General features: G+C 70.9%; 16 protein-coding genes. 12 read left to right on the top strand and 4 right to left on the bottom strand.

Going from position 1 to position 25,671, the window contains the following annotated elements:
* Positions 1 to 76 precede the first annotated feature (76 nt).
* The 8 genes from OG580_RS20915 (at position 77) to OG580_RS20880 (ending at position 18,689) form a co-directional block, all read left to right on the top strand.
* Positions 77 to 2,332 carry a VCBS repeat-containing protein gene (locus OG580_RS20915; RefSeq protein ID WP_267045206.1) on the top strand — a complete coding sequence of 752 codons (2,256 nt, stop codon included), beginning with the start codon at positions 77 to 79 and terminating at the stop codon, positions 2,330 to 2,332.
* Between the two features lie 67 nt (positions 2,333 to 2,399).
* Positions 2,400 to 4,709 (top strand): hypothetical protein, encoded by a 2,310-nt coding sequence (locus OG580_RS20910; protein WP_267045205.1) that lies wholly within the window; start codon positions 2,400 to 2,402, stop codon positions 4,707 to 4,709.
* Positions 4,710 to 4,767: 58 nt separating this feature from the next.
* Complete coding sequence (locus tag OG580_RS20905; RefSeq protein ID WP_267045204.1) at positions 4,768 to 7,065, top strand: VCBS repeat-containing protein; 2,298 nt, start codon at positions 4,768 to 4,770, stop codon at positions 7,063 to 7,065.
* Between the two features lie 38 nt (positions 7,066 to 7,103).
* Positions 7,104 to 9,377 (top strand): VCBS repeat-containing protein, encoded by a 2,274-nt coding sequence (locus tag OG580_RS20900; protein ID WP_267045203.1) that lies wholly within the window; start codon positions 7,104 to 7,106, stop codon positions 9,375 to 9,377.
* Between the two features lie 58 nt (positions 9,378 to 9,435).
* Entirely contained in the window at positions 9,436 to 11,721 is a 2,286-nt protein-coding gene (locus OG580_RS20895; RefSeq protein WP_267045202.1) for a VCBS repeat-containing protein, read from the top strand.
* Between the two features lie 35 nt (positions 11,722 to 11,756).
* Entirely contained in the window at positions 11,757 to 13,985 is a 2,229-nt protein-coding gene (locus tag OG580_RS20890) for a VCBS repeat-containing protein (protein ID WP_267045201.1), read from the top strand.
* A 160-nt stretch (positions 13,986 to 14,145) separates the two neighbouring features.
* Entirely contained in the window at positions 14,146 to 16,404 is a 2,259-nt protein-coding gene (locus tag OG580_RS20885) for a VCBS repeat-containing protein (protein ID WP_267045200.1), read from the top strand.
* A gap of 41 nt (positions 16,405 to 16,445) precedes the next feature.
* A complete protein-coding gene (locus OG580_RS20880) occupies positions 16,446 to 18,689 on the top strand; it encodes a VCBS repeat-containing protein (RefSeq protein WP_267045199.1) in 2,244 nt (747 codons plus the stop codon).
* Here OG580_RS20880 and OG580_RS20875 read toward each other — a convergent pair.
* On the bottom strand, positions 18,676 to 19,098 hold the full coding sequence (locus OG580_RS20875) for an ATP-binding protein (protein ID WP_267045198.1): 423 nt from the start codon (positions 19,096 to 19,098) through the stop codon (positions 18,676 to 18,678). The genes OG580_RS20880 and OG580_RS20875 overlap by 14 nt on opposite strands.
* A gap of 91 nt (positions 19,099 to 19,189) precedes the next feature.
* Here OG580_RS20875 and OG580_RS20870 point away from each other — a divergent pair, with 91 nt between their 5' ends.
* The 4 genes from OG580_RS20870 to OG580_RS20855 all read left to right on the top strand — a co-directional run bounded on the left by OG580_RS20870 (position 19,190) and on the right by OG580_RS20855 (position 23,269).
* Positions 19,190 to 20,053 carry a helix-turn-helix transcriptional regulator gene (locus tag OG580_RS20870; protein ID WP_267048068.1) on the top strand — a complete coding sequence of 288 codons (864 nt, stop codon included), beginning with the start codon at positions 19,190 to 19,192 and terminating at the stop codon, positions 20,051 to 20,053.
* Positions 20,050 to 20,304 carry a DUF397 domain-containing protein gene (locus OG580_RS20865; protein WP_267045197.1) on the top strand — a complete coding sequence of 85 codons (255 nt, stop codon included), beginning with the start codon at positions 20,050 to 20,052 and terminating at the stop codon, positions 20,302 to 20,304. The genes OG580_RS20870 and OG580_RS20865 overlap by 4 nt, the downstream gene beginning before the upstream one ends.
* A gap of 56 nt (positions 20,305 to 20,360) precedes the next feature.
* Positions 20,361 to 22,565, top strand: a complete 2,205-nt coding sequence (locus tag OG580_RS20860; RefSeq protein ID WP_267045196.1) for a VCBS repeat-containing protein — start codon at positions 20,361 to 20,363, stop codon at positions 22,563 to 22,565.
* A gap of 62 nt (positions 22,566 to 22,627) precedes the next feature.
* Positions 22,628 to 23,269: an HAD family phosphatase gene (locus OG580_RS20855; RefSeq protein ID WP_267045195.1), complete on the top strand. Its 642-nt coding sequence runs from the start codon at positions 22,628 to 22,630 to the stop codon at positions 23,267 to 23,269.
* Here OG580_RS20855 and OG580_RS20850 read toward each other — a convergent pair.
* The 3 genes from OG580_RS20850 to OG580_RS20840 all read right to left on the bottom strand — a co-directional run bounded on the left by OG580_RS20850 (position 23,266) and on the right by OG580_RS20840 (position 25,404).
* Entirely contained in the window at positions 23,266 to 23,805 is a 540-nt protein-coding gene (locus tag OG580_RS20850; RefSeq protein ID WP_267045194.1) for a GNAT family N-acetyltransferase, read from the bottom strand. The genes OG580_RS20855 and OG580_RS20850 overlap by 4 nt on opposite strands.
* A gap of 71 nt (positions 23,806 to 23,876) precedes the next feature.
* On the bottom strand, positions 23,877 to 24,689 hold the full coding sequence (locus OG580_RS20845; protein WP_267045193.1) for an alpha/beta fold hydrolase: 813 nt from the start codon (positions 24,687 to 24,689) through the stop codon (positions 23,877 to 23,879).
* Positions 24,690 to 24,732: 43 nt separating this feature from the next.
* Positions 24,733 to 25,404, bottom strand: coding sequence for a DUF4097 family beta strand repeat-containing protein (locus tag OG580_RS20840; RefSeq protein ID WP_267045192.1), 672 nt, complete (start codon positions 25,402 to 25,404; stop codon positions 24,733 to 24,735).
* Between the last annotated feature and the right edge of the window lie 267 nt (positions 25,405 to 25,671).

The raw sequence follows: 25,671 nt of genomic DNA, 5'->3' as shown, positions 1-25,671 counted from the left end.
CCCGCCGTGCCCGGTGAGACGCCGGCACCCCTTTCCGGCCGCGAGGCCGAACACCCGTATCCCTGGAGAGACTTCCTTGACTTCCGTACGCTCCACCCGGCGGCGTCTCAGCGCATCCGTCGCCACCGTCCTCGCCGTGACGCTCGGCGCGGGCGCGCTCGCCGTTCCCGCGGCCTCGGCCGCGCCGCTCCCGGCCGGCGTGACCGCGCAGACCGCGCAGACCGCGGACGTCGTCGCCTACCCGGGCGCCGCCACGATCATCGCGTCCGGTACGACCGGCTTCCTCAGCTACGACAAGGCCATCCCCGAGTACCGCTGGACGCCGTACGACGGCAGCGCGCCGACCGCCCTGCCGGGGCGCGTCCCCACGACGGGCGCCCTCGACGGCGACCTGGTGGTCTCCGTCGAGGCCGACAAGGCCACGCTCCGCGACATGAAGACCGGTGCCACGGTCCTCGGCATCACGCTGGGGACCATCGACGGCCCCGGGGGCGTCGGCGGCGCCACCATCGCCTTCGGCGGGGTCGCGGGCACGGCGGTCTTCAGCACCGTGACGACCGACAACGGCGTCGCGCTGGTCCGGCACCGCAAGGACGCGGGCCCCGCCACCGTCACCGGCCTGCCCGCCGGCGCGAAGGCGATCAGCGTGCGCCCCGGCACCGCCGAGCACGCCCTGGTCACCTACACCACGAGCGCGGGTGCGCGGCACCGGGCGCTGCTCGACCTGGCCACGGCCTCGGTGACGGAGACGTACGAGACGCCCAAGGCCGCCGAGTACGGTGACGTCGCCGTCTCCGCGACCCGGATCGCCTGGGTCGAGTACGACACGGCCACCCACACGGCGCGGGCCGTCGTCCGCACCCGGGGCGGCGACGCGAACGCGGCGGACACCCTCGTTCCTCTCGGTGAGACCTGGATGGTCGGCGCCGTCGAGCTCGGTCTCGTCGGCGACTGGCTGACCTCCTCGCAGCGCGGCGGCCTCGACTCCGTCGAGCCCTCGCCGCTGCACGCGCTGACCGCTCACAGCCTCACGAGCACCGAAAAGTTCCCGCTGCTCGACCACATCACCTCGGCCGTCGCCACGGCCGACGGCGGCCAGCTGGTGCGCGGCGGCCGGATCGCGGACGGCGAGGGCCTCTACCGGATCGCCCTCGGCCAGGACGCCAAGCCCGCCGCCGAGTTCGTCGCCACCGCCGGGCAGACCACCGGGCTCGCGTTCGTGAAGCCCGCCGGCGTGCCCGTCACCGCCGACCTGGACCGGTACCGCGGCAACGTCGACTTCCGGTGGTACCTGAACCGCTGGAACGTGGACTTCAAGGCGACCCTCCGGCACGTCCGGACCGGCAAGAGCATCTCGATGTCGCAGATCCAGGCCACGAACGGTGTCGCCTGGTTCGGGTGGAAGGGCGACCTCAGCAGCGGGAACGGCACGGGCCCGGACCTGAGCGCGTACAACGGCGAGTACACCTGGGAGGTCACCGCCAAGCCGCTCAGCGGCATCGGCGCGCCGGTGACGGCCAAGGGCACGTTCACCGTCACCCGCAAGGCGCATCCGCACGACTTCGACGACAACGGGTCCCCGGACCTGCTGTCCCGGGACACGAGCGGCGTGCTGTGGCGGGACAGCACCTTCGACAACCCGTACACGAAGCAGATCAGTTCGCAGCAGACGCGGATCGGCGCGGGCTGGGGGATCTACAACCGGATCGAGGCCACCGGGAACATCGCCGGTTCCACGGTCGGCGACCTCGTCGCCCGCGACGCGGCCGGCGTGCTGTGGCTGTACCAGGGCGACGGGCGCGGCAGCTTCACGGGCCGTACGCGGATCGGCGGCGGCTGGCAGGTCTACGACCAGCTCGCGGGCGGCAGCGACCTGACCGGCGACGGCCGGGCCGACCTCGTCGCCACCGACAAGGCGGGCGTCATGTACCTCTACAAGGGCACGGGTTCCGTTTCCGCGCCCTACGCCACCCGCCAGAAGGTCGGCGCCGGCTGGGCCATCTACAACCAGATCACCGTCACCGGGAACATCGCCGGCACGGCGCCCGGCGACCTCGTCGCCCGCGACAAGGCCGGCGTGCTGTGGCTGTACCAGGGCGACGGGCGCGGCAGCTTCGGCACCCGGACGAAGATCGGCGGCGGCTGGAACGCCCTGTCCGACATCGTCGGCGCCGGCGACGCCGACCGTGACGGCACGCCCGACCTGCTCACGCGCAGCGCGGTCAACAAGCACGTCTACCACTACCGCGGCACGGGCGTCGCGTCCGCGCCGTTCTACGGTCCCGAGATCACGTCGCTCGACTCGACCAAGGCGTACAACCTTTTCTCCTGATGAAGTGTCTGATCTGGCGGTACGTACACATGTGCGTACCGCCAGATCTCTCGGAGGAAACGTTCCCTTGACTCCCTCCCGCGCTCCCCGGCGCCGACTCGCCGCCGCCGTCACGGCCGTCCTCGCGATCACCGCGGGCACCGCCGTCACCGCCGCCCCGACGGCCACCGCGACCACGGCAGGCACGGCCGGCACGGCCGCCGCGGCCTCCGCGGCCTCGGCCGAGGACACCCCGGCGGGGTACAAGGTCCCGGAGGACGTCAGCATCGTCAGCTCGGGTCCGAGCGGATTCGCGGGCATCGTCAGCCGCTACATCAACGACTACGACGAGTGGCCCATGGTCGAAACCCGCTGGTACCGACCGGACGGCACCGCGACCTTTTTGAGCAGGGTCGACAGGAGCGACTACACGGTGCCCAACGCCCTCTTCTCCGACATCATGCCGATGCTCGACAGGTACGGTCGGAAGCTCACGCTCCACGACATGTCCGCGCCCGCCGGCACGGCCCCGGTCGTCATCGACCTCGACCGGCTGGGCTCCGACTACCGCTACATGGCCATGGTCGGCTCCACCGTGCTCGCCGATGTGGGGCCCTATGGCGGCCCCAGGAAACTCCACCTCCTCTCCAAGAGCGGAGACACCGTCGTCGACCGTGAGATCACCGGCCTCCCGGCCACGTTCGGGCGTCCGTTCGCGGTGACGGGCATACCCGGGACGATCATCGTCAGGTACGAGTCGGCGGACGGCGTCGAGACCGGCATGCTCGCGATCGACCTGGCCGCGGGCGCGGTGACCCATGCGTACCCGACCCTGCCCTACGGCCAGGACGGATACCGGCGCATGGCCGTTTCCCCGACGAAGCTCGCGGTGTGGCAGGGCGAGAACCTCCTCGTGACCGACCGGGCCACCGGCACGGACACGTCGATCACCGTCGGCCGGGACGAAGGCTCCGCGATACTCGATCTGCTCGGGGACTGGGTCGCCTACGGCAAGGCGACCAAACCTGACGGAGGAACGCCCGGCGACCCGCTGGTGCCGTTCACGGCCCGCTCTCTCGCCGACGGCCGGACGGTCACGCTTCTCGACCACGCGTCGCGGAGCCTGTCCGGTCCGGACGGCACCCTCCTCGTCCAGGGCGTGTCGGCCACGAAGGGCGAGGGCATCTTCCGGATCGCGCTCGGGGCGGACGGCACCCCGACCACCGAACTCGTCGCCTCCACCGGCAAGTCGACTCCGCTGTCGCTCCTCTCGACGGACATCGCCCCCGTCAACGACCTCGACCCGGGCAAGCCGCTCCAGCTGAACTGGACGCTGTCGCACCGCCGCTTCTCGTACACGCTGAGGCTGGTCCACAAGCAGAGCGGCCGGCCGTTCGTCCACTCCGGTAGGGGCAGGTACGACGGCAAGATCCCCTTCTCCTGGGACGCCGCCTCCGCTCCCACCGGGAGCACGCTGGGCCAGGACCCGTTCAACGGCGACTACACGTGGGACCTGACCGCCACGCCGGACAACGGCACCGGGCCGGACGTGCACGCGACCGGCGAGTTCAAGGTCGTGCGCAAGCCGAAGATCCACGACTTCAACGACAACGGCTCCCCGGACGTGCTCGCCCGCGACATCGAGGGGAACCTCCGCTCCTTCGACACCACGTACGACGCCGAGACCCGGAGGGTCGTGCCGGCGGGGCAGTACTCGCCCTTCGGCAAGGGCTGGAACGGCTACAAGCTCATCGAGTCCGTCGGTGACGTGGCCGGGACGACCGCGCCCGACGTCGTCGGACGCGACACCGCCGGCGTCCTCTGGCTCCACCAGGGCACCGGCAGCGAGAACGAGTTCCCCGCCGACCGGGTCCGCATCGGCGCCGGCTGGAACATCTACACCCAGCTCGCCGCCGGCAGCGACGTCACCGGCGACGGCCGCGCCGACATCCTCGCCACCGACACCGCCGGCGTCATGTGGCTCTACAAGGGAACCGGCAAAGCCACCGCACCCCTCGCCAACCGCACCAAGGTCGGCGCCGGCTGGAACATCTACAACCAGATCAGCGCCGTCGGAGACCTCGCCGGAGCAACCGCCGGAGACCTCGTCGCCCGCGACAAGGCCGGCGTCCTCTGGCTCTACCTCAGCAAGGGCAACGGCACCTTCGCCACCCGCGTCAGGATCGGCGCCGGCTGGAACGAGTACACCCAGCTCGTCGGCATCGGCGACGCCACCAAGGACGGCCGCGCCGACCTCTACGCCTACGGCCCCAACAACACCTCGTACATCTACTCCGGCACCGGCGACTGGCGCAGGCCCTTGCAGGGACGGGTGCCCACCGATCTCCTCATCGACAACGCCGACGGCTACGAGCTCCTCGTCAACCACGTCACGTGACGGCTCCTGACCGCCCCTGACTGCTCCTGACGACTCCGATCCGAGAGGAAACGATCCCTTGTCTCCCTCCCCCACCGCACGACGTCGGCTCGCCGCCGCCGTCATCACCGCCCTCGCCGTCACCGCGAGCACCGCCGGTACCGCCGTCCCCGCCACCGCCGCTCCGGCCGCGACCGGCGCCGTCCCCGCCACCCCGGCCGCAGCCCCCCTGCCCGTGCCCAAGCTGCCGGCGAAGACCGAGGTCGTCAGCTCGGGCCCGAACGGGTTCCTCGGCTCCATCGAGCACGTCGACTCGGAGAACAACTCGGGCTTCGAGTACCGCTGGTTCCGGCCGGACGGCACCTCGGCCCTGATCACCGAGGCCTTCTCCTACGGTTCCTCCACGCTGCCCAACGCCCTCGTCTCCGACATCGTGGCGACGGCCGACACGGGCAGCCGGGTGGTCCGGCTCCGCGACATGTCCACGCCCGCGTCCGCCGGTGCGGACCCGGTCGTCATCGACCTCCGCACGCTGGGCTCCACGCACTACGCCCGGGCCTTGTACGGCTCCACCGTCCTCGCGGTGGTGACGCCCGCGAGCGGCCCCATGGAGCTCCACCTCGTCTCGAAGAGCGGCACCGGCCTCTCCGACCGCAAGATCACCGGTCTCCCGGCCGACATCGAATCGGTGGCCTGGGCGAAGGGAACGCCCGGCACGGCCTTCATCTCGTACAAGACGAAGGGCGTCGACGCATCCAGGGCCGGCCTGGCCGTGATCGACCTGGCCTCGGCCGCGGTGACCGAGACGTACGCACCCCCGGCCGAGAGCGGGCCGGAGTCCCGGCCCGCCGACGTCTCCCCCACCGAGGTCGTCCGGTGGGTGGGCGACAAGCTCTTCGTGACCGACCGGGCCACCGGCGCGACCACGCCGGTCACCGTCGGATTCTCCGTCTCCAAGGTCCTGGGTCTGCTCGGGGACCGGGTCGCCTACAGCCGGTCCACCGACACCGGCGGGGGAACGGCCGGCGACCCGCTGCTGCCGCTCACGCTCCGTTCGCTCACCGACGGCCGGACGGTCACGCTGCTCGACCGCGCGTCGAGCCTCGTGCACGCACCCGACGGCACTCTCCTCGTGCGCGGCGGAACGGCCGAGAAGGGCGAGGGCGTCTACCGCATCGCACTCGGTGCAGACGGCGAGCCGACCGCCGAACTCGTCGCCACCACCGGCGAGTCGACCGCGCTGACCCTCGACTCGACGAACGTCGGTCCCGTCGTCGACCTCGACCTCCAGAACAACCGGGCCTACCTGAGCTGGGACCTGTCGCACGACAACTTCTCGTACACCGTGGAGCTGATCCACAAGGAGAGCAGGCGGCGCTACGTCCACTCCCTGTCGAACCAGGGGGCCGGAAACTTCAGGTTCCTCTGGCGCGGCAACTTCGCTCAGGGCGAGACCGATCCGGGCAAGGCCGCGTTCAACGGCGACTACACCTGGAAGCTGACCGCCAAGCCGCACAACGGCATCGGCGAGGACCTGCACGCCACCGGTGACTTCAAGGTCGCCCGCAAGCCCAAGATCCACGACTTCGACAACAACGGCTCCCCGGACCTGCTCTTCCGCGACCACCGGGGGATCCTCAAGCGCATCGACACCATGTACGACGCCTGGAAGGGCAAGGTCGTCCCGGTGGAGGACCCCCAGTGGGTCGGCGAGGGCTGGAACGGCTACAAGCTGATCGAGTCCGTCGGTGACATCGCCGGGACGACCGCGCCCGACGTCGTCGGACGCGATGCCGCCGGTGTCCTCTGGCTCCACCAGGGCACCGGCAGCGAGTCGTCGGTGCTCCTCGCGAGCCGGGTCCGGATCGGCGCCGGCTGGAACATCTACACCCAGCTCGCCGCCGGCAGCGACGTCACCGGCGACGGGCGCGCCGACGTCCTCGCCACCGACACCGCCGGCGTCATGTGGCTCTACAAGGGAACAGGGAACGCCACCGCGCCCCTCGCCAACCGCACCAAGGTCGGCGCCGGCTGGAACATCTACAACCAGATCAGCGCCGTCGGCAACGTCGCCGGAGCAGCCGCAGGAGACTTCGTCGCCCGCGACAAGGCCGGCGTCCTCTGGCTCTACCTCGGCAACGGCAACGGCACCTTCGCCAGCCGCATCCGCGTCGGCGGCGGCTGGAACCAGTACAGCCAGATCGTCGGCATCGGCGACGCCACCATGGACGGCCGCGCCGACCTCTACGCCTACGGCCCCAACAACACCTCGTACATCTACCCCGGCACCGGAAGCTGGCGCACCCCCTTCCAGACCCGGGTCCCCACCGACGTCCTCGTCGACAACGGCGACTACGGCATCAACCACGTCACGTGACAGCTCCCGACGACTCCGACCCAAGAGGAAACGATCTCTTGACTCCCTCTCCCGCTCCCCGGCGCCGGCTCGCCGTCGCCGTCACGGCCGTCCTCGCGCTCACCGCCGGTACTGCCGTCACCGCCGCCCCGACGGCCACCGCGACCACGGCCGGCACGGCCTCCGCGACCTCGGCGGCCTCGGCGGCCTCGGCCATGGACGTACGAGCGGGGTACAAGTACCCCGCGGACGTCGAGCTCGTCAGCTCGGGCCCGAGCGGATTCCTCGGCTCCACCACGCGCGGCGACTACGACGGATTCATGACCGACTATCACTGGTACCGGCCGGACGGCACCGTGACGTTTATTCAGAAGCGCGCCTACGAAGACCCCATGCCGACCAATCTCGCCTTCTCCGACATCATGCCGAGAGTCGACCCGAGCGGCCGGGTGATCGAGCTCCTCGACATGTCCGCGCCCGCCGGTACGGCACCGGTCGTCATCGACCTCGGCACACGGGGCTCCGACTACCGCTACGTGGCCACGATCGGCTCCACCGTGCTCGCCGAGGTGGGGCCCTATGACGGTCCCAAGGAACTCCACCTCCTCTCCAAGAGCGGCACCACCGTCACCGAGCGCACGATCACCGGCGTCCCGGCCACGTTCGGCAAGGCGCTCACGGCGACGGGTGGGCCCAGCGCGGTGCTCGTCACGTACAGCCCGCCGGATGACGCCGCTTCCGCGAAGCGCGCCTTGGTCGTGATCGACCCGGTCGCGGGCGCGGTGACCCGCGCGTACCCGCCCGTGGCCTACGAGGACGCCCCCCGGCGCGGGACGTCCTCCCCGACGAAGCTCGCCCTGTGGCAGGACGCGAACCTCGTCGTGACCGACCGGGCCACCGGCACGGACACCTCGATCACCGTCGGCCGGCCCGAAGGCTCCGCGGTGCTCGGCCTGCTCGGGGACTGGGTCGCCTACGGCAAGGCGACCCGCCCCGGCGAAGGAACGCCCGGCGACCCGCTGGTGCCGTTCACGGCCCGCTCTCTCACCGACGACCGGACCGTCAAGCTGCTCGACCACGCGTCGTACGGCACGCACGGTCCGGACGGCACCCTCCTCGTCCAGGGCGTGTCGGCCGCGAGGGGCGAGGGCGTCTACCGGATCGCGCTCGGGGCGGACGGCGCCCCGACCGCCGAGCTGGTCTTCTCCACGGGTAAGTCGAGCCACCTGTGGCTCCTCTCGACGGACTTCGGTCCCGTCATCGACCTCGACGCCGGGTACAGGCGGCTCCGCCTGGACTGGGTGCTGACGCGCAGCGACTTCTCGTACACCCTGAGGCTGGTCCACAAGCAGAGCGGACGGTCGTCCGTCCACACGGGCAAGGGCGGGTACTACGGCGCGCTCTCCTTCCTCTGGGAAGGCAAGGACCCGTTCAACGGCGACTACACGTGGGACCTGACCGCCACCCCGGACAACGGCACCGGCGAGGACGTGCGCGCGAGCGGCGAGTTCAAGGTCGTCCGCAAGCCCAAGATCCACGACTTCAACGACAACGGCTCCCCGGACCTGCTCCTCCGCGACCGCCTGGGGGGCCTGCGCCGCGTCGACACCACGTACGACGCCGTGGCAGGCAAGGTCGTGCCGGCGATGGCCCCCGAGTACATCGGCTCGGGCTGGATGAACTACAACCTGATCGAGTCCGCGGGTGACGTGGCCGGGACGAACGCGCCCGACGTCGTCAGCCGCGACGCCGCCGGTGTCCTCTGGCTCCACCAGGGCACCGGAACCGAGTGGTCGAGGCTCCTCGCGAGCCGGGTCCGCATCGGCGCCGGCTGGAACATCTACACCCAGCTCGCCGCCGGCAGCGACGTCACCGGCGACGGCCGCGCCGACATCCTCGCCACCGACACCGCCGGCGTCATGTGGCTCTACAAGGGAACCGGCAAAGCCACCGCACCCCTCGCCAACCGCACCAAGGTCGGCGCCGGCTGGAACATCTACAACCAGATCAGCGCCGTCGGAGACCTCGCCGGAGCAACCGCCGGAGACCTCGTCGCCCGCGACAAGGCCGGCGTCCTCTGGCTCTACCTCAGCAAGGGCAACGGCACCTTCGCCACCCGCGTCAGGATCGGCGCCGGCTGGAACGAGTACAGCCAGATCGTCGGCATCGGCGACGCCACCAAGGACGGCCGCGCCGACCTCTACGCCTACGGCCCCAACAACACCTCGTACATCTACCGGGGGACCGGCGACTGGCGCAGGCCCTTGCAGGGACGGGTGCCCACCGACGTCCTCATCAACGACGGCGGCTTCGGTATCAACCACGTCATGTGACGGCTCCCGGCCACTCCTGACTGATCCTGGCCGCTCCCATCCGAGAGGAAACGATCCCTTGTCTCCCTCCCCCACCGCACGACGCCGGCTCGCCGCCGCCGTCATCACCGCCCTCGCCGTCACCGCGGGTACCGCCGTGACCGCTGTCCCGGCCACCGCGACCCCGGCCGCGACCGGCGCGGTCACCGCGACCCCGGCCGCAGACCCCCTGCCCGTGCCCAAGCTGCCGACCAAGACCGAGGTCATCAGCTCGGGGACGAGCGGCTTCCTCGGCACGACCGAGCACTACGACCGCGATGGCACGTACGGCTACGAGTACCGCTGGTACCGGCCGGACGGCACCTCGACCCTGCTTTCGGAGGCGTACTCCGCCGGGCCCGCGCTGCCCAACGCCCTGGTCTCCGACATCGTGCCGGTCGCCGACACGTACGACTACGGAGTCATCCGGCTGCGAGACATGACCGCGCCCGACGCGGCTCCGGTCGTCATCGACCTCAGGCAGCTGGGCTCCACGCGCAAGGTGGTGGCCACGTACGGCTCCACCCTCCTCGTCCAGGTGCGGACCGCGAGCGGGTCGCAGGAACTCCACCTCGTCTCCAAGAGCGGCACCACCGTCTCCGACGTCACGGTCAAGGGCGTCCCCGCCGACCTCGACTCCGTGATCACGGCGACGGGAACGCCGGGCACGGCCGTCGTGTCGTACCGTCCGGTCGGGACCGACTGGTCCAAGACCGTCCTGGCGATCGACCTGGTCACGGGCGCGGTGACCGGCACGTACCCGCCCCCGGCCGGCGGCTCCAGTGAGTACGAGCCCGTCGTCGTCTCCGCCACGAAGCTCGTCCGGTGGCACGGCGAGAACCTGGTCGTGTCCGACCGGGCGTCCGGCACGGACACGACGATCGCCGTCGGCCAGGCCGACGACCCCAAGGTCCTGAGCCTGTTCGGGGACTGGGTCGCCTACGGCCGGTCCACCGGCACCGGCGAGGGAGTGGCCGGAGACCCGCTGCTGCCGCTCACGGCCCGTCCGCTCACCGGCGGCCAGACGGTCAAGCTGCTCGACCGCGTGTCGAGCGTGGTGCCCGCTCCGAACGGCACCCTCCTCGCGCGCGGCGGAACGGTCGACGAGGGCGAGGGCGTCTACCGGATCACGCTCGGGGCGGACGGCCTCCCGACCGCGCAACTCATCGCCGCAACAGGAGAGTCGACCGCGCTGACGCTCCTCTCGACGAACGTCGGCCCCGTCGTCGATCTCGACCCCGGGAACAATCGGGTCCATCTGCACTGGGAGATGTCACACGACCACGCCTCGGTCACCGTGGAACTGATCCACAAGAAGAGCGGGCGGCTGTACCGCTACGCCATGACGGACACCTCCAGCGGTACCGGCTTCCTCTGGCGCGGCAACTTCGCCACCAGCGAGGGCGAACCCGGCAAGGCCGCGTTCAACGGCGACTACACCTGGAAGCTGACCGCCAAGCCGAACAACGGCATCGGCGAGGACCTGCACGCGACCGGCGACTTCAAGGTCGTCCGCAAGCCCAAGATCCACGACTTCAACGACAACGGCTCGCCGGACCTGCTCTTCCGCGCCCGCTCGGGGAGCCTGTACCGCCTCGACACCATGTACGACGCCTGGAACCGCAAGGTCGTGCCGGGGGAGGGCGCCGAGTACATCGGCGGGGGCTGGCAGGGCTACTCCCTGATCGAGTCGGTCGGTGACATCGCCGGGACGACCGCGCCCGACGTCGTCGGACGCGATGCCGCGGGTGTCCTCTGGCTCCACCAGGGCACCGGCGACGAGGCGAAGGAACTCGCCGACCGGGTCCGCATCGGCGCCGGCTGGAACATCTACACCCAGCTCGCCGCCGGCAGCGACGTCACCGGCGACGGGCGCGCCGACATCCTCGCCACCGACACCGCCGGCGTCATGTGGCTCTACAAGGGAACCGGGAACGCCTCCGCGCCCCTCGCCAACCGCACCAAGGTCGGCGCCGGCTGGAACATCTACAACCAGATCAGCGCCGTCGGCAACGTCGCCGGAGCGGCCGCAGGGGACTTCGTCGCCCGCGACAAGGCCGGTGTCCTCTGGCTCTACCTCGGCAACGGCAACGGCACCTTCGCCAGCCGCATCCGCGTCGGCGGAGGCTGGAACCAGTACAGCCAGATCGTCGGCATCGGCGACGCCACCATGGACGGCCGCGCCGACCTCTACGTCTACGGCCCGAACAACACCTCGTACGTCTACCCGGGCACCGGAAGCTGGCGCACCCCCTTCCAGACCCGGGTCCCCACCGACGCCCTCGTCATCAACAGCTCGGGCTACGGCATCAACCACGTCACGTGACGCATCGCAGACGAATCGAAGAGGAACCGATCCCTTTGTCTCGCTCCCGCACCCCCAGACGGCAGCTCGCCGCCGCCGTCGTCACCGTCCTGGCCATCACCGCCGGCGGTGCCGTGACCGCGACCCCGGCCACCGCTGCCATACAGGCCCCGCAGGCCCCGCAGACCGCACAGGCCGACGTCACGCTCCCCAAGAACTCGCAGGTCGTCAGCGCCGGGGTCACCGGGTACCTGACCTCCTCCGGGACCCCGACCGGCTCCGAGTACCGCTGGACGAACTACGAGGACGGCTCGACCCGGGTCCTGAAGGAGCCGCAGACCGCCTACCTGGGCAACGGGTCGGACACCGTCTTCTCCCGCAAGGAGGGGCAGTCCACCTACTGGGTCAACGACATGGCCCAGCCGAGCAGCATGCTGACCGGCATCTCGACCCCGGGCACGCACTACGTGCGCGGGGTCGCCGGCTCGTCGCTGGTGGCGTCGACCACCGAGAACGGCGTGCTCGACATCATCCTGCTCCGTAAGTCGGGCACGTCGACGGACACCATTTTCGTGAAGGGCATCCCGACCGACGCACGGCTCGGCAAGGTCTCCGCGACCCACCCGGGCACGGTCCTCCTCCACTACGCGACGGGCCCCTACGGCGACTCCCGGAACTTCGTCGCCGCCGTGGACACGTTCACCGGCGAGGTCCTGGAGACGCTCCCGGCGAACGCCCGGCCCATCGCCGACGCCTCCCTCTCGGCCACCCACTGGTCCTGGGTCGAGTACGTGTCCCCCGACCGGGTCCGCCTCGCCACGGCCCCGCGTGGCAGCGGCGGCACGCCCACGTACACCGATCTGGGATACCTGCCGGACGGCGGCGGCGGGATGCACACGGGCCTCGTGGGCGGCTGGGTGACCTCCTCCCGTCCGTACGGCTTCACCGCCAACTCCCCGTCCGTGCTCTACCCGCTGACCGCCCGCCCCCTCGCCGGCGGGCCGGCGATCAAGCTCCTGGAGCACGTCACCACCGTCGCCGACGCCCCCGACGGCTCCCTCGTCGTACGCGGCGGAACGATCGAGCACGGCGAGGGCGTCTACCGGATCGCCCCGGGCGCCGACGGCACCCCGGCCGCCACCCTGCTCGCGGGCACCGACGCCCCGACGGAGGTCACGCTCACCGGCACCGACGTCCCCGCGGTCGTCGACCTCGACCAGAACGACGGCAAGGCGACCTTCACCTGGTCCCTGTCCCGGCCCAACGTGTCCGGCACGGTGACGCTGCGGCACACCCGGACCGGGAAGACGGAGCAGTTCCCGTTCTCGGGCCAGGGCGGCACTGTCTTCACTACGAGCAAGGTCACGGTCAACTGGTCGGGCAGGCTCGTCGGCGTCTCCGCCTACAACGGCGCCTACACCTGGGAGTTCCGCGCCAAGCCGCTCAACGGCATCGGTCCGGAGCTGCGGAAGACCGGCAACTTCACGGTGGTCCGCAAGCCCGCCGGGCACGACTACACCGACAACGGCACCCCGGACCTCCTGCTCCGGGACTCCGCCGGCCGACTGTGGCGGGACGACCTCGTCAAGGGCGACATGTCCGACTACATCCACTCGCTCCAGCCCCAGCTGCTCGGCGCCGGGTGGAACGCGTACAACCAGATCGAGGCCGTCGGCAACGTCGCCGGGGCCTCGGCGGGCGACGTCGTCGCCCGGGACGCGTCGGGCGTGCTCTGGGCGTACCTCGGCAAGGGCGACGGCACGTTCGCGACCCGCCTGAAGGTGAGCGCGGGCTGGAACGCGTACAACAAGATCACCGGCGGCAGTGACGTCACCGGCGACGGCTGGGCCGACCTGTTCGCGACCGACACCTCCGGCGTCCTCTGGATGTACAAGGGCACGGGCAGCTGGAAGGCGCCCTACTCCGGCCGTACGAGGGTGGGCGGCGGCTGGGGCGCGTTCAACCAGATCACCGCCGTCGGCGACCTCACCGGCGCCCCGCACGGCGACCTCGTCGCCCGTGACACGGCCGGTGTCCTCTGGCTGTACCCGAGCACGGGCGGCGCCACCTTCGCGAGCCGCGTGCGGCTCGGCGGCGGCTGGGGCGGCTTCACCCACCTGGTCGGCACCGGCGACGCCGACCGCGACGGCCGCAACGACCTGCTGGCGTACGCGCCGAGCGGCACGTACGTGTACGTCGGTACGGGCAACCCGGCGGCGCCGCTCACGCGGACGGTCACCGACCTCTACCGGCCGGGTACGACGCCGTACAACCTGATCGGCTGAGAACGTCCCATCGGCTGACAACTCCCCCTCTTTCCGGCGGCCTTACGCCGAAAAGAGGGGGAGCTCCTCGGCCTTCCCGTACAACTATTCACCTTCCCCATGAGTCCCCTCCGCAACGGCGGATCACCGCCGTGCCGGTACCTCTGGGGGAGGGATCCCTTTGCTCCACGTTCGTACACCCCGACGGCGTCTCGCCGCGGCGGTCACGGCCGTTCTCGCCGTCACCTCGGCCGGAATCACCGTCCCGGCCGTGGCGGCCCCGCTCTCCGGCACCGTGGCCGCGGCCTCGGCGTCGACGGAGCAGGACCTGGGCGCCTTCTCACTGCCTGCCGGCTCGCGCCTGGCCAGCTTCGGCCCCTCGGGGTTCCTGACCGTTGTGCCGGCGACGTCACCGGCGCTGCCCGAGTTCCGCTGGACGGGGTACGAGAGCGGCGTCACGACCCCGCTGCCTCCGGGGTCGTACTTCGGCAGCCCGGGGACGGACCTCGCCGTCACGTCGGCGGGGAGCGTCCACACGCTGCACGACCTGGCCACGGGCGCCGACGTGGTGATCGACACCACCGCTCTCGGCCCGGACGCGACACTCCGCCGGGTGATCGGTTCGGCCCTCGTCCTGCGGAAGCCGAACGCCACCGGCGGCACCGACGTGCACCTCGTGAGCAAGCCGGAAGACACGGTCCTGAACCGCAAGGTCACCGGCCTGCCCGCGAACGCCTCGGTCCAGAGGTTCGAGCTGTCCTCGACCGACACCCTGATCCTCACGTACACCCTCCCGGGCACGCCCGGGAGGCACCTCGCCCTCGTGGACGTCGCCACCGGCACCGTCGTCGAGGACCGGGCGCTCCCGCTGCTCACCGACAAGGGCGACGTGAGCACCTCCGCCACCCGCGTGGTGTGGACCGAGATCTCCGGCCAGGGTGCCGTGACCCTCGCCGTGGCCCGGCGGGGCGACACCACGACCGCGCCCACGCGCATCCCCCTCGGCTCCGGGAGCGTCCAGGCCGAACCGCTGGGCGACGACTGGGTGACGTACGGCGTGAACGCGGAAGGCGTGACCTGGAACCCGAACTTCCCGCCCAACCCCCTCCACGGACTGACGGCCCGCTCGCTGACGACCGGGAAGACCGTCAAGGTCCTGGACAGCGTGCAGCGCGTCCTGAGCGAGGCCGACGGCAAGCAGCTCGTACGGGGCGGCACCGTCGCGCACGGCGAGGGGATCTACCGCATCGCCCCCGGCCCGGACGGCACCCCGGTCGCCACCCTCGTGGCGCGCACCGGCGAGCCCACCGCTGTCGGGGCGGTGGCCCGGACCGTTCCCACCGTCGTCGACTTCAGCGGCGGCCAGGACGCGGAGTGGGTGTGGGACGTCGACCGGGGGAACGTCGAGATCCGGCTCCAGCTGACCCACACCGCGTCCGGCAAGCGCTGGAACTCCGAGCCCACGTTCCTGGACAGGGCGTACGTCAGCGGGGTCACCTGGACCGGCATGTTCGACAACCGCACCTCCGCCTACAACGGCGCCTACACGTGGCGGATGACGGCACGCCCCACCGACGGCATCGGCCCGACGCTGGAGAAGACCGGCGCGCTCACGGTCGCCAACAAGCCCGCCCCGCACGACTTCTCCGACAGCGGCTCCCCCGACCTCCTCGTCCGGGACAGCGCGGGCCGCCTGGTCGGCTACGACGCCCGCCAGACCCTGTACGAGACAGGGCACTGGGGCACCCCGAGCAAGCGGGAGCGGGTCGGGTACGGCGCGGGGTGGAACATCTACGACCGCGTCACGGCCGCCGGGAACATCGCGGGCTCCGTCCACGCCGACATCCTCGGCCGGGACAAGACCGGCGTGCTCTGGCTCTACCAGGGCACCGGCACGACCTTCCTCACGCGCACGAGGATCGGCGGCGGCTGGCAGACCTACGACAAGCTCGCCGCCGGGTCCGACCTCAACGGCGACGGCCGCCCCGACCTCGTCGCCACCGACAAGACCGGCGTCATGTACCTCTACAAGGGCACCGGCAAGGCCTCCGCCCCCTACGCCAACCGCGTGCGGCTCGGCGCGGGCTGGGGCATCTACAACCAGATCACCGCCACCGGCAACATCGCCGGAGCCCGCGCCGGAGACCTCCTCGCCCGCGACAAGGCCGGCGTCCTCTGGATGTACCTCGGCAACGGCAACGGCACCTTCGCCGGCCGCATCCGCGTCGGCGGCGGCTGGGACCGGTACAGCGACATCGTCGGCGTCGGCGACACCAACCTCGACGGCCGCAACGACCTGGTCGTGCAGGGCGTCGCGGGCGGCACCTACGAGACCCTCGCGTTCTACAACGGCACCGGCGACTGGCGCGCGCCGTTCGGCTCCCGCCAGGGGGTCTACAACCCGGACGACCTCGGCACGGGTGCCGTGAACCTTTTCTGACCTCCCTCTTTCCTCCTCCTTCGTTCCAGGAAGGCACGCTCTTGCTCCACACGCGTACGCACCGGCACCGGCTCGCCGCAGCCGTCACCGCCGTGCTCGCCGTCACCGCCACCGGACTGGCCACCCCCGCCGTCGCGGCCGCACCGCCCGCCTCTGTCACGGCGGGTGCGGACCAAGCGACGGACCAGCAGGACGCCCTGACCATGCCGGCGGGCGTGCGGGTCGCCGGCAGCGGGCCCACGGGCTTCCTGTCGTCCTTCATGGAGGGCTCGACCCGCGTCTACACCTGGACGCGGCACCAGGACGGCGCTCAGACCACGCTGCCCGGTACTCCGTACGGGGCAGCCGCCGGCACGGACATCGTCATCCGGGCCATGGGCACCACCCGCACCCACATCGACATGTCCACGGGCACCGAGCTGATGACCTACGACACCAGCACCCTCGGCGGGACTTACGCCCCGAAGCTGTACCTGGACACCGGGCTCATCGCGTTGACAAACGTGAACAACCAGGAAGAACCGCACCTGTTCAGCCAGGACGACCAGGGCCGGCTCGTCGATCACAAGCTGACCGGCCTGCCCGAGGGTGCTACGTACCTGCGTTTCGCGGCCGGCACGCCGGGCACCGTCATCGTCCACTACCTCACCCAGGCGAACGGCGTCGACCAGTTCCGGGTGGCGCTCGTGGACACCGCGTCCGCCTCGGTCATCGAGACGTACGACACCCTCAAAACCACCCTCTACTCAGCCTCGGCCGTGTCACCGACCCATGTGGCCTGGATCGAGTGGCCCGACTACAACAAGGCGACCCTCGCCGTCGTCCGGCGGGGCGGGACGGAGGTCGAGCGGACGCCGCTGGGCGAGGCGTACCAGACGACCGTCCAGCTGATGGGCGACTGGGTCGTCTCCGGCGTGACCGGCGGTGTCGACTCCAACATCAGCACCGCCGACTACACGCTGACCGCCCGCCCGCTGAAGGGCGGCGAGACGGTCGATCTCCTCGACCACGCGACCAACACCACCCAGTCCTCCGACGGGAGCCTGATCGCCACCGGCGGCACGGTCGGGCAGGGCGAGGGCCTGTACCGGATCACCCCCGACGAGACGGGCACGCCCGCCGCATCCCTCCTGGTGACCACCGGCGTCCCCACGGCCCTCGTGCTCAAGGAAGAGACCCCACTGCCGAGCGGCGTGATCGACCGCGACCGCAACGGCGGCTCGCTGAAGGCGTCGTGGACGTTCGTCCGGCACAACGCGAGGGTGCTCCTGACCATCAGGCACACCGCGTCCGGCAAGCAATGGACCTCGTCCGGGGGGACGCGCTCGGAGAGCGTCCCCTACGCCTTCGAGTGGAACGGCACGTTCAGCGGCGGCCTCCCCGCGTACAACGGGGACTACACCTGGACGATGACGGCGAAGCCCGCCAACGGCATCGGCCCCGACATCGTGCGCACCGGCGGCTTCACGATGGCCCGCGCGGTCAGGCCGCACGACTTCAACGACAACGGCACCTCGGACCTGCTCATCCGGGACCGTGACGGTCAGCTGCGCGCCTACGACAGCAGCCAGCTGCTGGGCCCGTCGAGAACCGAGCTGAACTCCACCTTGCTCAGCAACGGCATTGACGGCACCGGCTGGGAGGTCTACGACCGCCTCCTCGCCCCCGGCAACCTCGGCGGCTCCCCGCAGGCCGACCTCCTGGCCCGCGACAAGAGCGGCGTGCTCTGGCTCCACCCGGGCGCCGTGCGCGCCCTCGCGCCCCGCGTGAGGATCGGCGCCGGCTGGCAGATCTACGACAAGCTGGCGGCCGGCAGCGACGTCACCGGCGACGGCCGCCCCGACCTCGTCGCCACCGACAAGACCGGCGTCATGTACCTCTACAAGGGCACGGGCAACGCCTCCGCCCCTCTGGCGAACCGGACGAGGGTCGGGGCCGGCTGGGGCATCTACAACCAGGTCACCGCCGTCGGCAACGCCGCCGGAGCACCCGCCGGGGACCTCGTCGCCCGCGACAAGGCCGGCGTCCTCTGGATGTACCTCGGCAACGGCAACGGCACCTTCGCGAGCCGCATCCGCGTCGGCGGCGGCTGGCAGGGGTACGCGGACGTCTTCGGCTTCGGCGACGCCGACCGGGACGGCATCGCCGACCTGATGGCGTACGACATCTACGGCGCGCCGTACCTCTACAAGGGCACCGGCAGCTGGCGCGCCCCGTACGCGTCGCGCTCCCTCGTCAACAACGCCTACGGGCTGGGGGGGTCCGGTACCGTCACCCGCTTCTGACGGACGCCCCCGTCGGCACGGTCGCCCAGACCGTCTTGCCGACGCACCGCTCCTTCACACCCCACGCGGTGGCGAGGGCGGCTACGAGCAGCAGCCCGTAGCCGCCCTCATCGGGCTCCCGGGCCGGTAACGGCCGCCGCTCGCCGCGCGCGTCCGACAGCTCGATCCGTACGTGGTCGGCGGCGCGCTCCATCCGTACCTCGAAGTCCCTCCCCCGCACCCGGCCGTGCAGGGCGGCGTTGCTCGCGAGCTCGGCGACGACCAGTTCTGCCGCGTCGGCGGCGGAGCCGGTCACGCCCCAGTCGTGGAGCTGCTGCACGGCGAGTAGTCGGGCGAGCCGCGCGCCCCGGCGCGTCGCCGAGAGCCGGAGCGTGAACTCACTGGTTGGGGTGGTGGTTTCGGACTTCATGCCCCTGAGCCTGGCCGCCGCGCCCTACGCTGAACAGCAGCGACGCGACGACGCTGAGTCACTGTACGGGTGCGCCAAGAGGGCGGTACGGATGTCGGAGAACGAGGCGGAACGGCCGGAACGGCCGTCCGAAGCAGACGGGACGGCGCACCTCTTCCGTGCGCTCGGGAAGATCATCAAGGTGCTGCGGAAGAACGCGGGCCTGAGCCAGGCGGAGCTCGCCGAGATCACGCATTGCAGCGAGGACCTGATCTCCGCGATCGAACGGGGCGTACGGATTCCCCAGCCGGACTTCCTGCTCCGGGCGGACCCGGTGCTCGACGCGGGCGGGGTGCTCGTAGCGGCGGTGGATGACCTGCGGGAGGCGCAGGCGAAGGCGCGGGTGCGGCACCCGGACTGGTTCCGGAGCTTCGCGAAGGAGGAGGCGGAGGCAGTCGCTCTGCACTATTACGCGGTGCAGGCTGTGCCAGGCATGCTCCAGACACCCGCCTATGCCGGATCGCTCTTCGAACGCAGTCGCCCGATGCTGAACGAGGCGACCATCGAGAAGCGGATGGCCGACCGGATTTCACGGCAGGCGATCTTCGACCGATGGCCCGTGCCGACCATCAGCTTCGTCCTGGAGGCAGCGGTTCTGCTCCGACCGTTCGGCGGACCCAAGGTCCACCGCGAGCAGCTCCTACGCATCCAGGAGGTGGCTCAGCGACGCACGGTGGAGCTGCAGATCCTCCCCCAGGACGCCGAGGAACACCCGTACCTGGGCAGCCCGTTCACCCTACTTACCCCTAAGGGTAGACGCGAGGTCGCCTACACCGAGGTCTACGGTCACGCCCGGCTGATCACCGACCCGGAAGAGGTACGCCAGCACTCCGAGCGCTATGGGATCCTGCGATCACAGGCACTCACCAAGCGGGAGTCCCTGGATTGGATCGAGAAACGGCTGGGAGAACGATGAAGACCGCGGATCTGGCCTGGTTCAAGAGCAGCTACAGCGGCCCTGAGGGCGGCGAGTGCCTCGAAGTCGCCTACGACTGGCAGAAGTCCAGCTACAGCAGTGGCGAAGGCGGCAACTGCCTCGAAGTCGCCCTCCACCCCACCACCATCCACCTCCGCGACTCCAAGACCCCCCTCGGACCCCAGCTCGCCGTATCCCCCGCGACCTGGGTGGCGTTCGTCTCGTACGCTGCGGCTACAACGCAATCATGAGTAACGGGCGTGGTGTTGCGTAACACCACGCCCGCTTCCCTGGGGGGACACGCACCATGAATCACGCGCACATACGCGGCCGCAGACTCGCCGTGGCCGTCACCGCCGTCCTCGCCGTCTCCGCCGTCGGCGGGACGCTCGTCACCGCGCCCGCCGCGGTCGCCGAAGTGGCCGCCCCGGCCACGGCACAGGACGCCGTCACCCTCCCGGCCGGCGAGAAGCTCGTCAGTGGCGGGAACACCGGGTTCCTCACGAAGAAGGACGACGGCGCGGGTGGGACCACGCTGACGTGGATCCGGTTCTCCGACGGCAGCCGGACGAACATTCCGGGGACGCTCGCCGCCCCGACCCGCTCGGACACGGTGATCACCCGCGAGGGGAACCGTTTCTCCGTGTACGACATGAGCGTCAGCATGTTCACGTCGTTCGTGGAACCGATCGGGATCGGCACGAACTACACGATCGCCGGGGCGGCCGGCTCGACGCTCTATCTGCGCGTGCCCAACACCTCCGGGGGCGAGTACCTCTACCGGCTCACCCGCGTGAACGGCGTACAGCAGCAGGAGCAGATCTCGACCGTCCCGTACGCCCACAGCTACCAGATCGTCTCCCACTCCGGCACCGACGTGGTCGTCCTCTTCAGGAAGACGAGCACCTTGGGCGGGACGACGTACTACCGCGCCCTGACGAGCCTCCTGGGCAACTTCATGAGGCCGGAGTCGGTCGTCGCGCCCTTCGACCCGGCCACCGTCACCACCGCCGTCAGCCCGGACTACCTGGCCTGGACGGAGTACGTGGACGGCGTCACTCGGGTGGCCGTGCAGAGGCGGACCGAGTCCAAGCCCTTCAAGACCGTCCCGGTGACCGGGGGCACGCGGGGCGTCGTCGTCGGGTTCTCCGGGGAGTGGATGCTGTACGGGGCGCCCGGTGGGCTCACCGCGACCTCCCCCGACCCGCTGCACGCGCTGACCGCGCAGAACCTCCTCACGGGCGCGACGGTGACGCTGCTCGACCACTTCACGTCCACGTCCACCGCGCCCGACGGGAGCATCCTCGTCCAGGGCGGGAGGGGTGTGGACGGCGAGGGGCTGTTCAAGGTCGACGCGAACGCGGGCTACCCGACAGCCTCGTTGGTCGCGCCCACGCCCGGCGTGTCGACCTCGCCGACGCTCCTCGGCAGCACCGTCCCCGCCGTGGCCGACCTCGACCGCAACGGCGGTCAGGTGGCCATGGAGTGGCAGCTCTCCCGGTACAACGTGAACATGGACGTCCGGCTGCGGCACACCGCGACCGGGAAGACGTACGCGAAGCGGCTGGCGCTGCCCTCGGCGCCCGCGCGGCTCACCTGGGACGGCCTGACGGGCGGGATCAGCGCCCCGAACGGCGACTACACCTGGGACGTCACCCTGACGTCGGCCAGCGCCATCGGGGCCCCGTCGTACACGAGCGGCACGTTCAAGGTGGTCCGGAAGACGAACCCGCACGACTACAGCGACAACGGTTCGGCCGACCTGCTCGCGCGGGACTCGGCGGGCGTCCTGTGGCGGGACGACCTGCTCGACTGGCCGGTGGGCGGCCAGGTGACGCCGGCGAAGCCGCGCGTGAAGCTCGGCGCGGGGTGGAACACGTACAACATCATCGAGGCGGCCGGGAACAACGCGGGCGCCGCCGCCGGTGACGTCCTCGCCCGGGACACGGCCGGTGTGCTGTGGAACTACCTCGGCAAGGGCGACGGCACGTTCGCGACCCGTATCAAGGTCGGTCCGGGCTGGGGCGTCTACAACAAGCTCGCGGCGGGCTCCGACCTCACCGGCGACGGCAAGGCCGACCTCCTCGCCACCGACACGTCCGGCGTGCTGTGGCTCTACAAGGGCACGGGCAGTTGGAGCGCGCCCTACTCCGGCCGTACGAAGCTCGGTCCCGGCTGGGGCATCTACAACCAGCTGACCGCCGTCGGGAACATCGCCGGGGGCCCGGCCGGTGACCTCCTCGCCCGCGACGCCTCGGGCGTGCTGTGGCTGTACCAGGGCAAGGGCGACGGCACGCTCGCGACCCGGGTCAAGGTCGGTGCGGGCTGGGGCGGTTACAGCCAGCTCGTCGGCGCCGGCGACACGAACAACGACGGGCGGCCGGACCTCGTCGCCTACGGGGCGGCGGGGACGCACGTCTTCCTGGGGACGGGGTCGTGGTCGGCTCCGTTCACGAAGTCGGTGACGTCGCTGTACGCGGGCGAGGGAACGAAGTTCACGTCGGTGTCGTGACGGCCCCTTAGGACCGTCACGGCCGGTTCGCGCCTCGGATGCCACGCCGTAGCATCCGGGGCGTGACCTCCACCAGCACCTTCGTCCTCTTCGACGTCGACGGCACCCTCATGGACGCCGTCGCCGACCAGCGCCGCATGTGGCACGAGTGGGCCGCGCGGTACGGGCTCGACGGGGACGAGGTGTACGCCGTCGCGCTCCGGACACGGCCCGTCGAGACCTTCGCGGCCGTCGCCCCGGGGCAGGACCCGGACGAGTGCCTCGCCCTTCTGCACGAGCTGGAGGACGAGGACGTCCGTACGGGGACGTACGCGGCGTACGACGGGGCCGCCGAGCTGCTCGCCGGGCTCTCGGCCGACCGGTGGGCGCTGGTCACGTCGAACTACGAGCACCGGGTGCGGGGGCGGTTCGAGCGGACCGGGCTGCCGCTGCCGGGGCTCATCGTGGACGCGGCCTCCGTGGCCGAGGGGAAGCCGTCGCCCGTCCCGTACCTGCTGGCCGCCGAGAAGCTGGGCGCGGACCCGGCGGACTGCCTGGTCATCGAGGACGCGCCCTCCGGGGTCCGCTCGGGGCTCGCGGCCGGGATGACGGTCTGGTCGGTCAACGGCCCGGCCCTCGTGGACGGCGCCCACCGGCACTTCCGGACTTTGGCGGAGGCGGCCCCGCACATCCTGGCGGCGGCTCCGGTGCGGAGCACGCTCTAGGGAGTGTTCGGCTTCCAGTCCTGGGCGAGGAGCCCGAGCAGCACCTCGTCGAGGAACTCGCCCAGCACCCAGGCCGAGGAGCGCAGTACGCCCTCGCGGACGAAGCCGTTGCGCTCGGCGGAGCGCAGCATCGCGGTGTTGTCCGCCAGCGTCTCGATCTGCAGTCGCTGCATGCCGCGCACGACGAAGCCGTAGTGGCACAGCGTCGCGACCACGTCGGTGCTGTAGCCCTTGCCGCGCGCGGCCGGCAGCAGCCCGAGGCCGATGTGCGCGCACCGGTTGTGGTTGTCGATGCCCCACAAGTTCGCGGTGCCGACCAGCGTGCCGCCCTCCAGCTCCACCACGGAGAACGGGACGCTCGTCTGGTCCTTGTCGTCCACCACGAGCCGCGGATCCTTCGAGCCGGGCGTGATCGGCCGCCACGGCCCGCCTTCCGCCCGCGAGCCGATGACCGCGTCGTCGTAGAGCTCGGTCAGCAGGATCGGGATGTCGTCCTCGTGCCGGGCCCTGAGCCCGACCTTGGTGCCTTTAAGCATGAGGGATTCCTATCCGACCGGATTCGGCGACGGCAAACCAATTAGGGACGGGACCCTTCGAACGGGCCTGGTCATCCGGCCTGGTGGTCGGGGGTGGTGGTGAGTTCGCGGACGGCGGTGGCGACGGCCCGGAAGTCCTTGCGGAGGATCTTGGAGTGGTTGCTGGGGACCTTGGCGCTGAGCTGGATGTGGGGGTTGCGGGCGATGACGGGGGTGAGGTTGCCGCGGATCTTCTCCATGAGGACCGGGTCGCCGCCGAGGTTGCCGCCGGTGGCCAGGACGTAGCGGGTGGGTGCGGTGATCTGGTCGAAGACGGGGTCGAGGGCGGCGGGTGCGCAGAGTTCGTTGACCTCGATGTTGATCTCGGCGTGTTCGGCGGCGCTCATCCGGGCGGCCATGCCGAGGCGGCGGGCGACGGGGAAGACCGGGCTGAGGCGGCGGAAGAGCTTGCGGATCTGGACCTTGGCGGCGTCGTCGAGCCAGTCGTGGGGCAGGGCGCCGTCGACGGAGACCACGCCCAGGACCCGGCCGGGGTTCCGTGCGGCCCAGTGGACGGCGAGCATCGCGCCGTAGGACCAGCCGACCAGGATCGGGCGCTCCACGCCCCGGGCGGTGAGGACGGCGTCCAGGTCGCGCAGGCACGCTTCGAAGGAGTAGTCCGTGGCGAGGTCGGACTTGCCGCGGGCCCGCTCGTCGTAGCTGATGTGGCGGTAGTCGCCGCCGCCGAGTTCGGTGATGACGCGGCGCCAGTGCTTCTGGTCGGCGTAGGAGCCGTTGAGGTAGACCACGGGGCGGCCGGTGCCGCCGGTGTCGGTCACCGCGAGCGCGGTGTCGTCGACCGGGACCATGCCGGTCCAGGCGGCGGGCTGCGTGAGAGCGGTCATGGTGGGCCTTCTTTCCGTGTGTGTGGAGGGGGAGGTATGGGGCTTAGAGGCTGCGGGCGGTGATGTCGCCGGCGGCGGTGGTGGCGTGGATGGTCAGGGCGGCGTCGGCGCCGTCGGTGTTCTTGAGCGCGTTGTCGATGCGGCCGAAGGTGGTGGCGGCGTTGAGGGAGGCCGAGACGCCGCGGGCGGCGCCGATCGTCAGGTTCCCGGCCTGGGTGGTCAGGGTGACCGTGCCGGTGTGGGCTTCGGTGATGTGGATGTCGCCCTGCTGGGTGCTGATGTCCGCCGCGCCGCCCAGGCGGCCGACGGTGATGTCACCGGCCTGCAGGGTCAGACGGGCGCTCGCGGTCTCATCCAGCTTGACCGTGCCCTGCGCACCCTCGAAGGTGACGTCGCCCAGGCGTCCGACGCCCCGGAGTTCGGCGGCGGCCGTCGTGGCCTCGACGCGGGAGCCTGCGGGGAGCTGGACGGTGACCTCGACCGAGCCGGAGTTGCCCACGATCCGGTTCTTCGCCGGTGCGGCCTCGATCCGCAGGACGCCGTCGGTGTAGTCGACCGTGACCTGCTCGGCGGCCTTCACGTCGCTGCTCTTCGCGGCGTTGGCCGGGAGGACCTCGACGGTGGCGTCGGCGCGGTCGGCGGCGATGAGCCGGATCCGGCCGGCGGGGATGTCGAGGACGGTGGCGATCGCGGCGGTGGTGGCGAACTTCTGCATGGTGTGTCTCCCTGAAGCGTTTCGCTGCTTGTTTCTGACAACGCAAACGCTACGTTGCGTTCAAGGATCGAGCAACATGCTCGTTGCGTTATATCTACATTAGCGCAGGTCAAAGCCGCTATTTCATTGCAACCGCCATGACACTTAACGCAACATCTCACATCCGGCTGTTGCAATGGCTTGGGAGTGAACGCCAAGGACGCCTCGTTCGGACCCGCCAACCCCGTTACGGAATCGACGACTTGGCCTCCGTACAGATGTGAATAA

It is taken from the genome of Streptomyces sp. NBC_00094 (assembly GCF_026343125.1).
Lineage (GTDB): Bacteria > Actinomycetota > Actinomycetes > Streptomycetales > Streptomycetaceae > Streptomyces.
Note: the sequence above shows the minus strand (reverse complement) of the source record. Positions and strands in the feature narration are given on the sequence as shown.

Coding starts and splice junctions, on each gene's coding strand:
- OG580_RS20875 (WP_267045198.1), bottom strand. CDS start 19,098: ATGAAGTCCGAAACCACCACCCCAACCAGTGAGTTCACGCTCCGGCTC.
- OG580_RS20870 (WP_267048068.1), top strand. CDS start 19,190: ATGTCGGAGAACGAGGCGGAACGGCCGGAACGGCCGTCCGAAGCAGAC.
- OG580_RS20865 (WP_267045197.1), top strand. CDS start 20,050: ATGAAGACCGCGGATCTGGCCTGGTTCAAGAGCAGCTACAGCGGCCCT.
- OG580_RS20860 (WP_267045196.1), top strand. CDS start 20,361: ATGAATCACGCGCACATACGCGGCCGCAGACTCGCCGTGGCCGTCACC.
- OG580_RS20850 (WP_267045194.1), bottom strand. CDS start 23,805: ATGCTTAAAGGCACCAAGGTCGGGCTCAGGGCCCGGCACGAGGACGAC.
- OG580_RS20845 (WP_267045193.1), bottom strand. CDS start 24,689: ATGACCGCTCTCACGCAGCCCGCCGCCTGGACCGGCATGGTCCCGGTC.
- OG580_RS20840 (WP_267045192.1), bottom strand. CDS start 25,404: ATGCAGAAGTTCGCCACCACCGCCGCGATCGCCACCGTCCTCGACATC.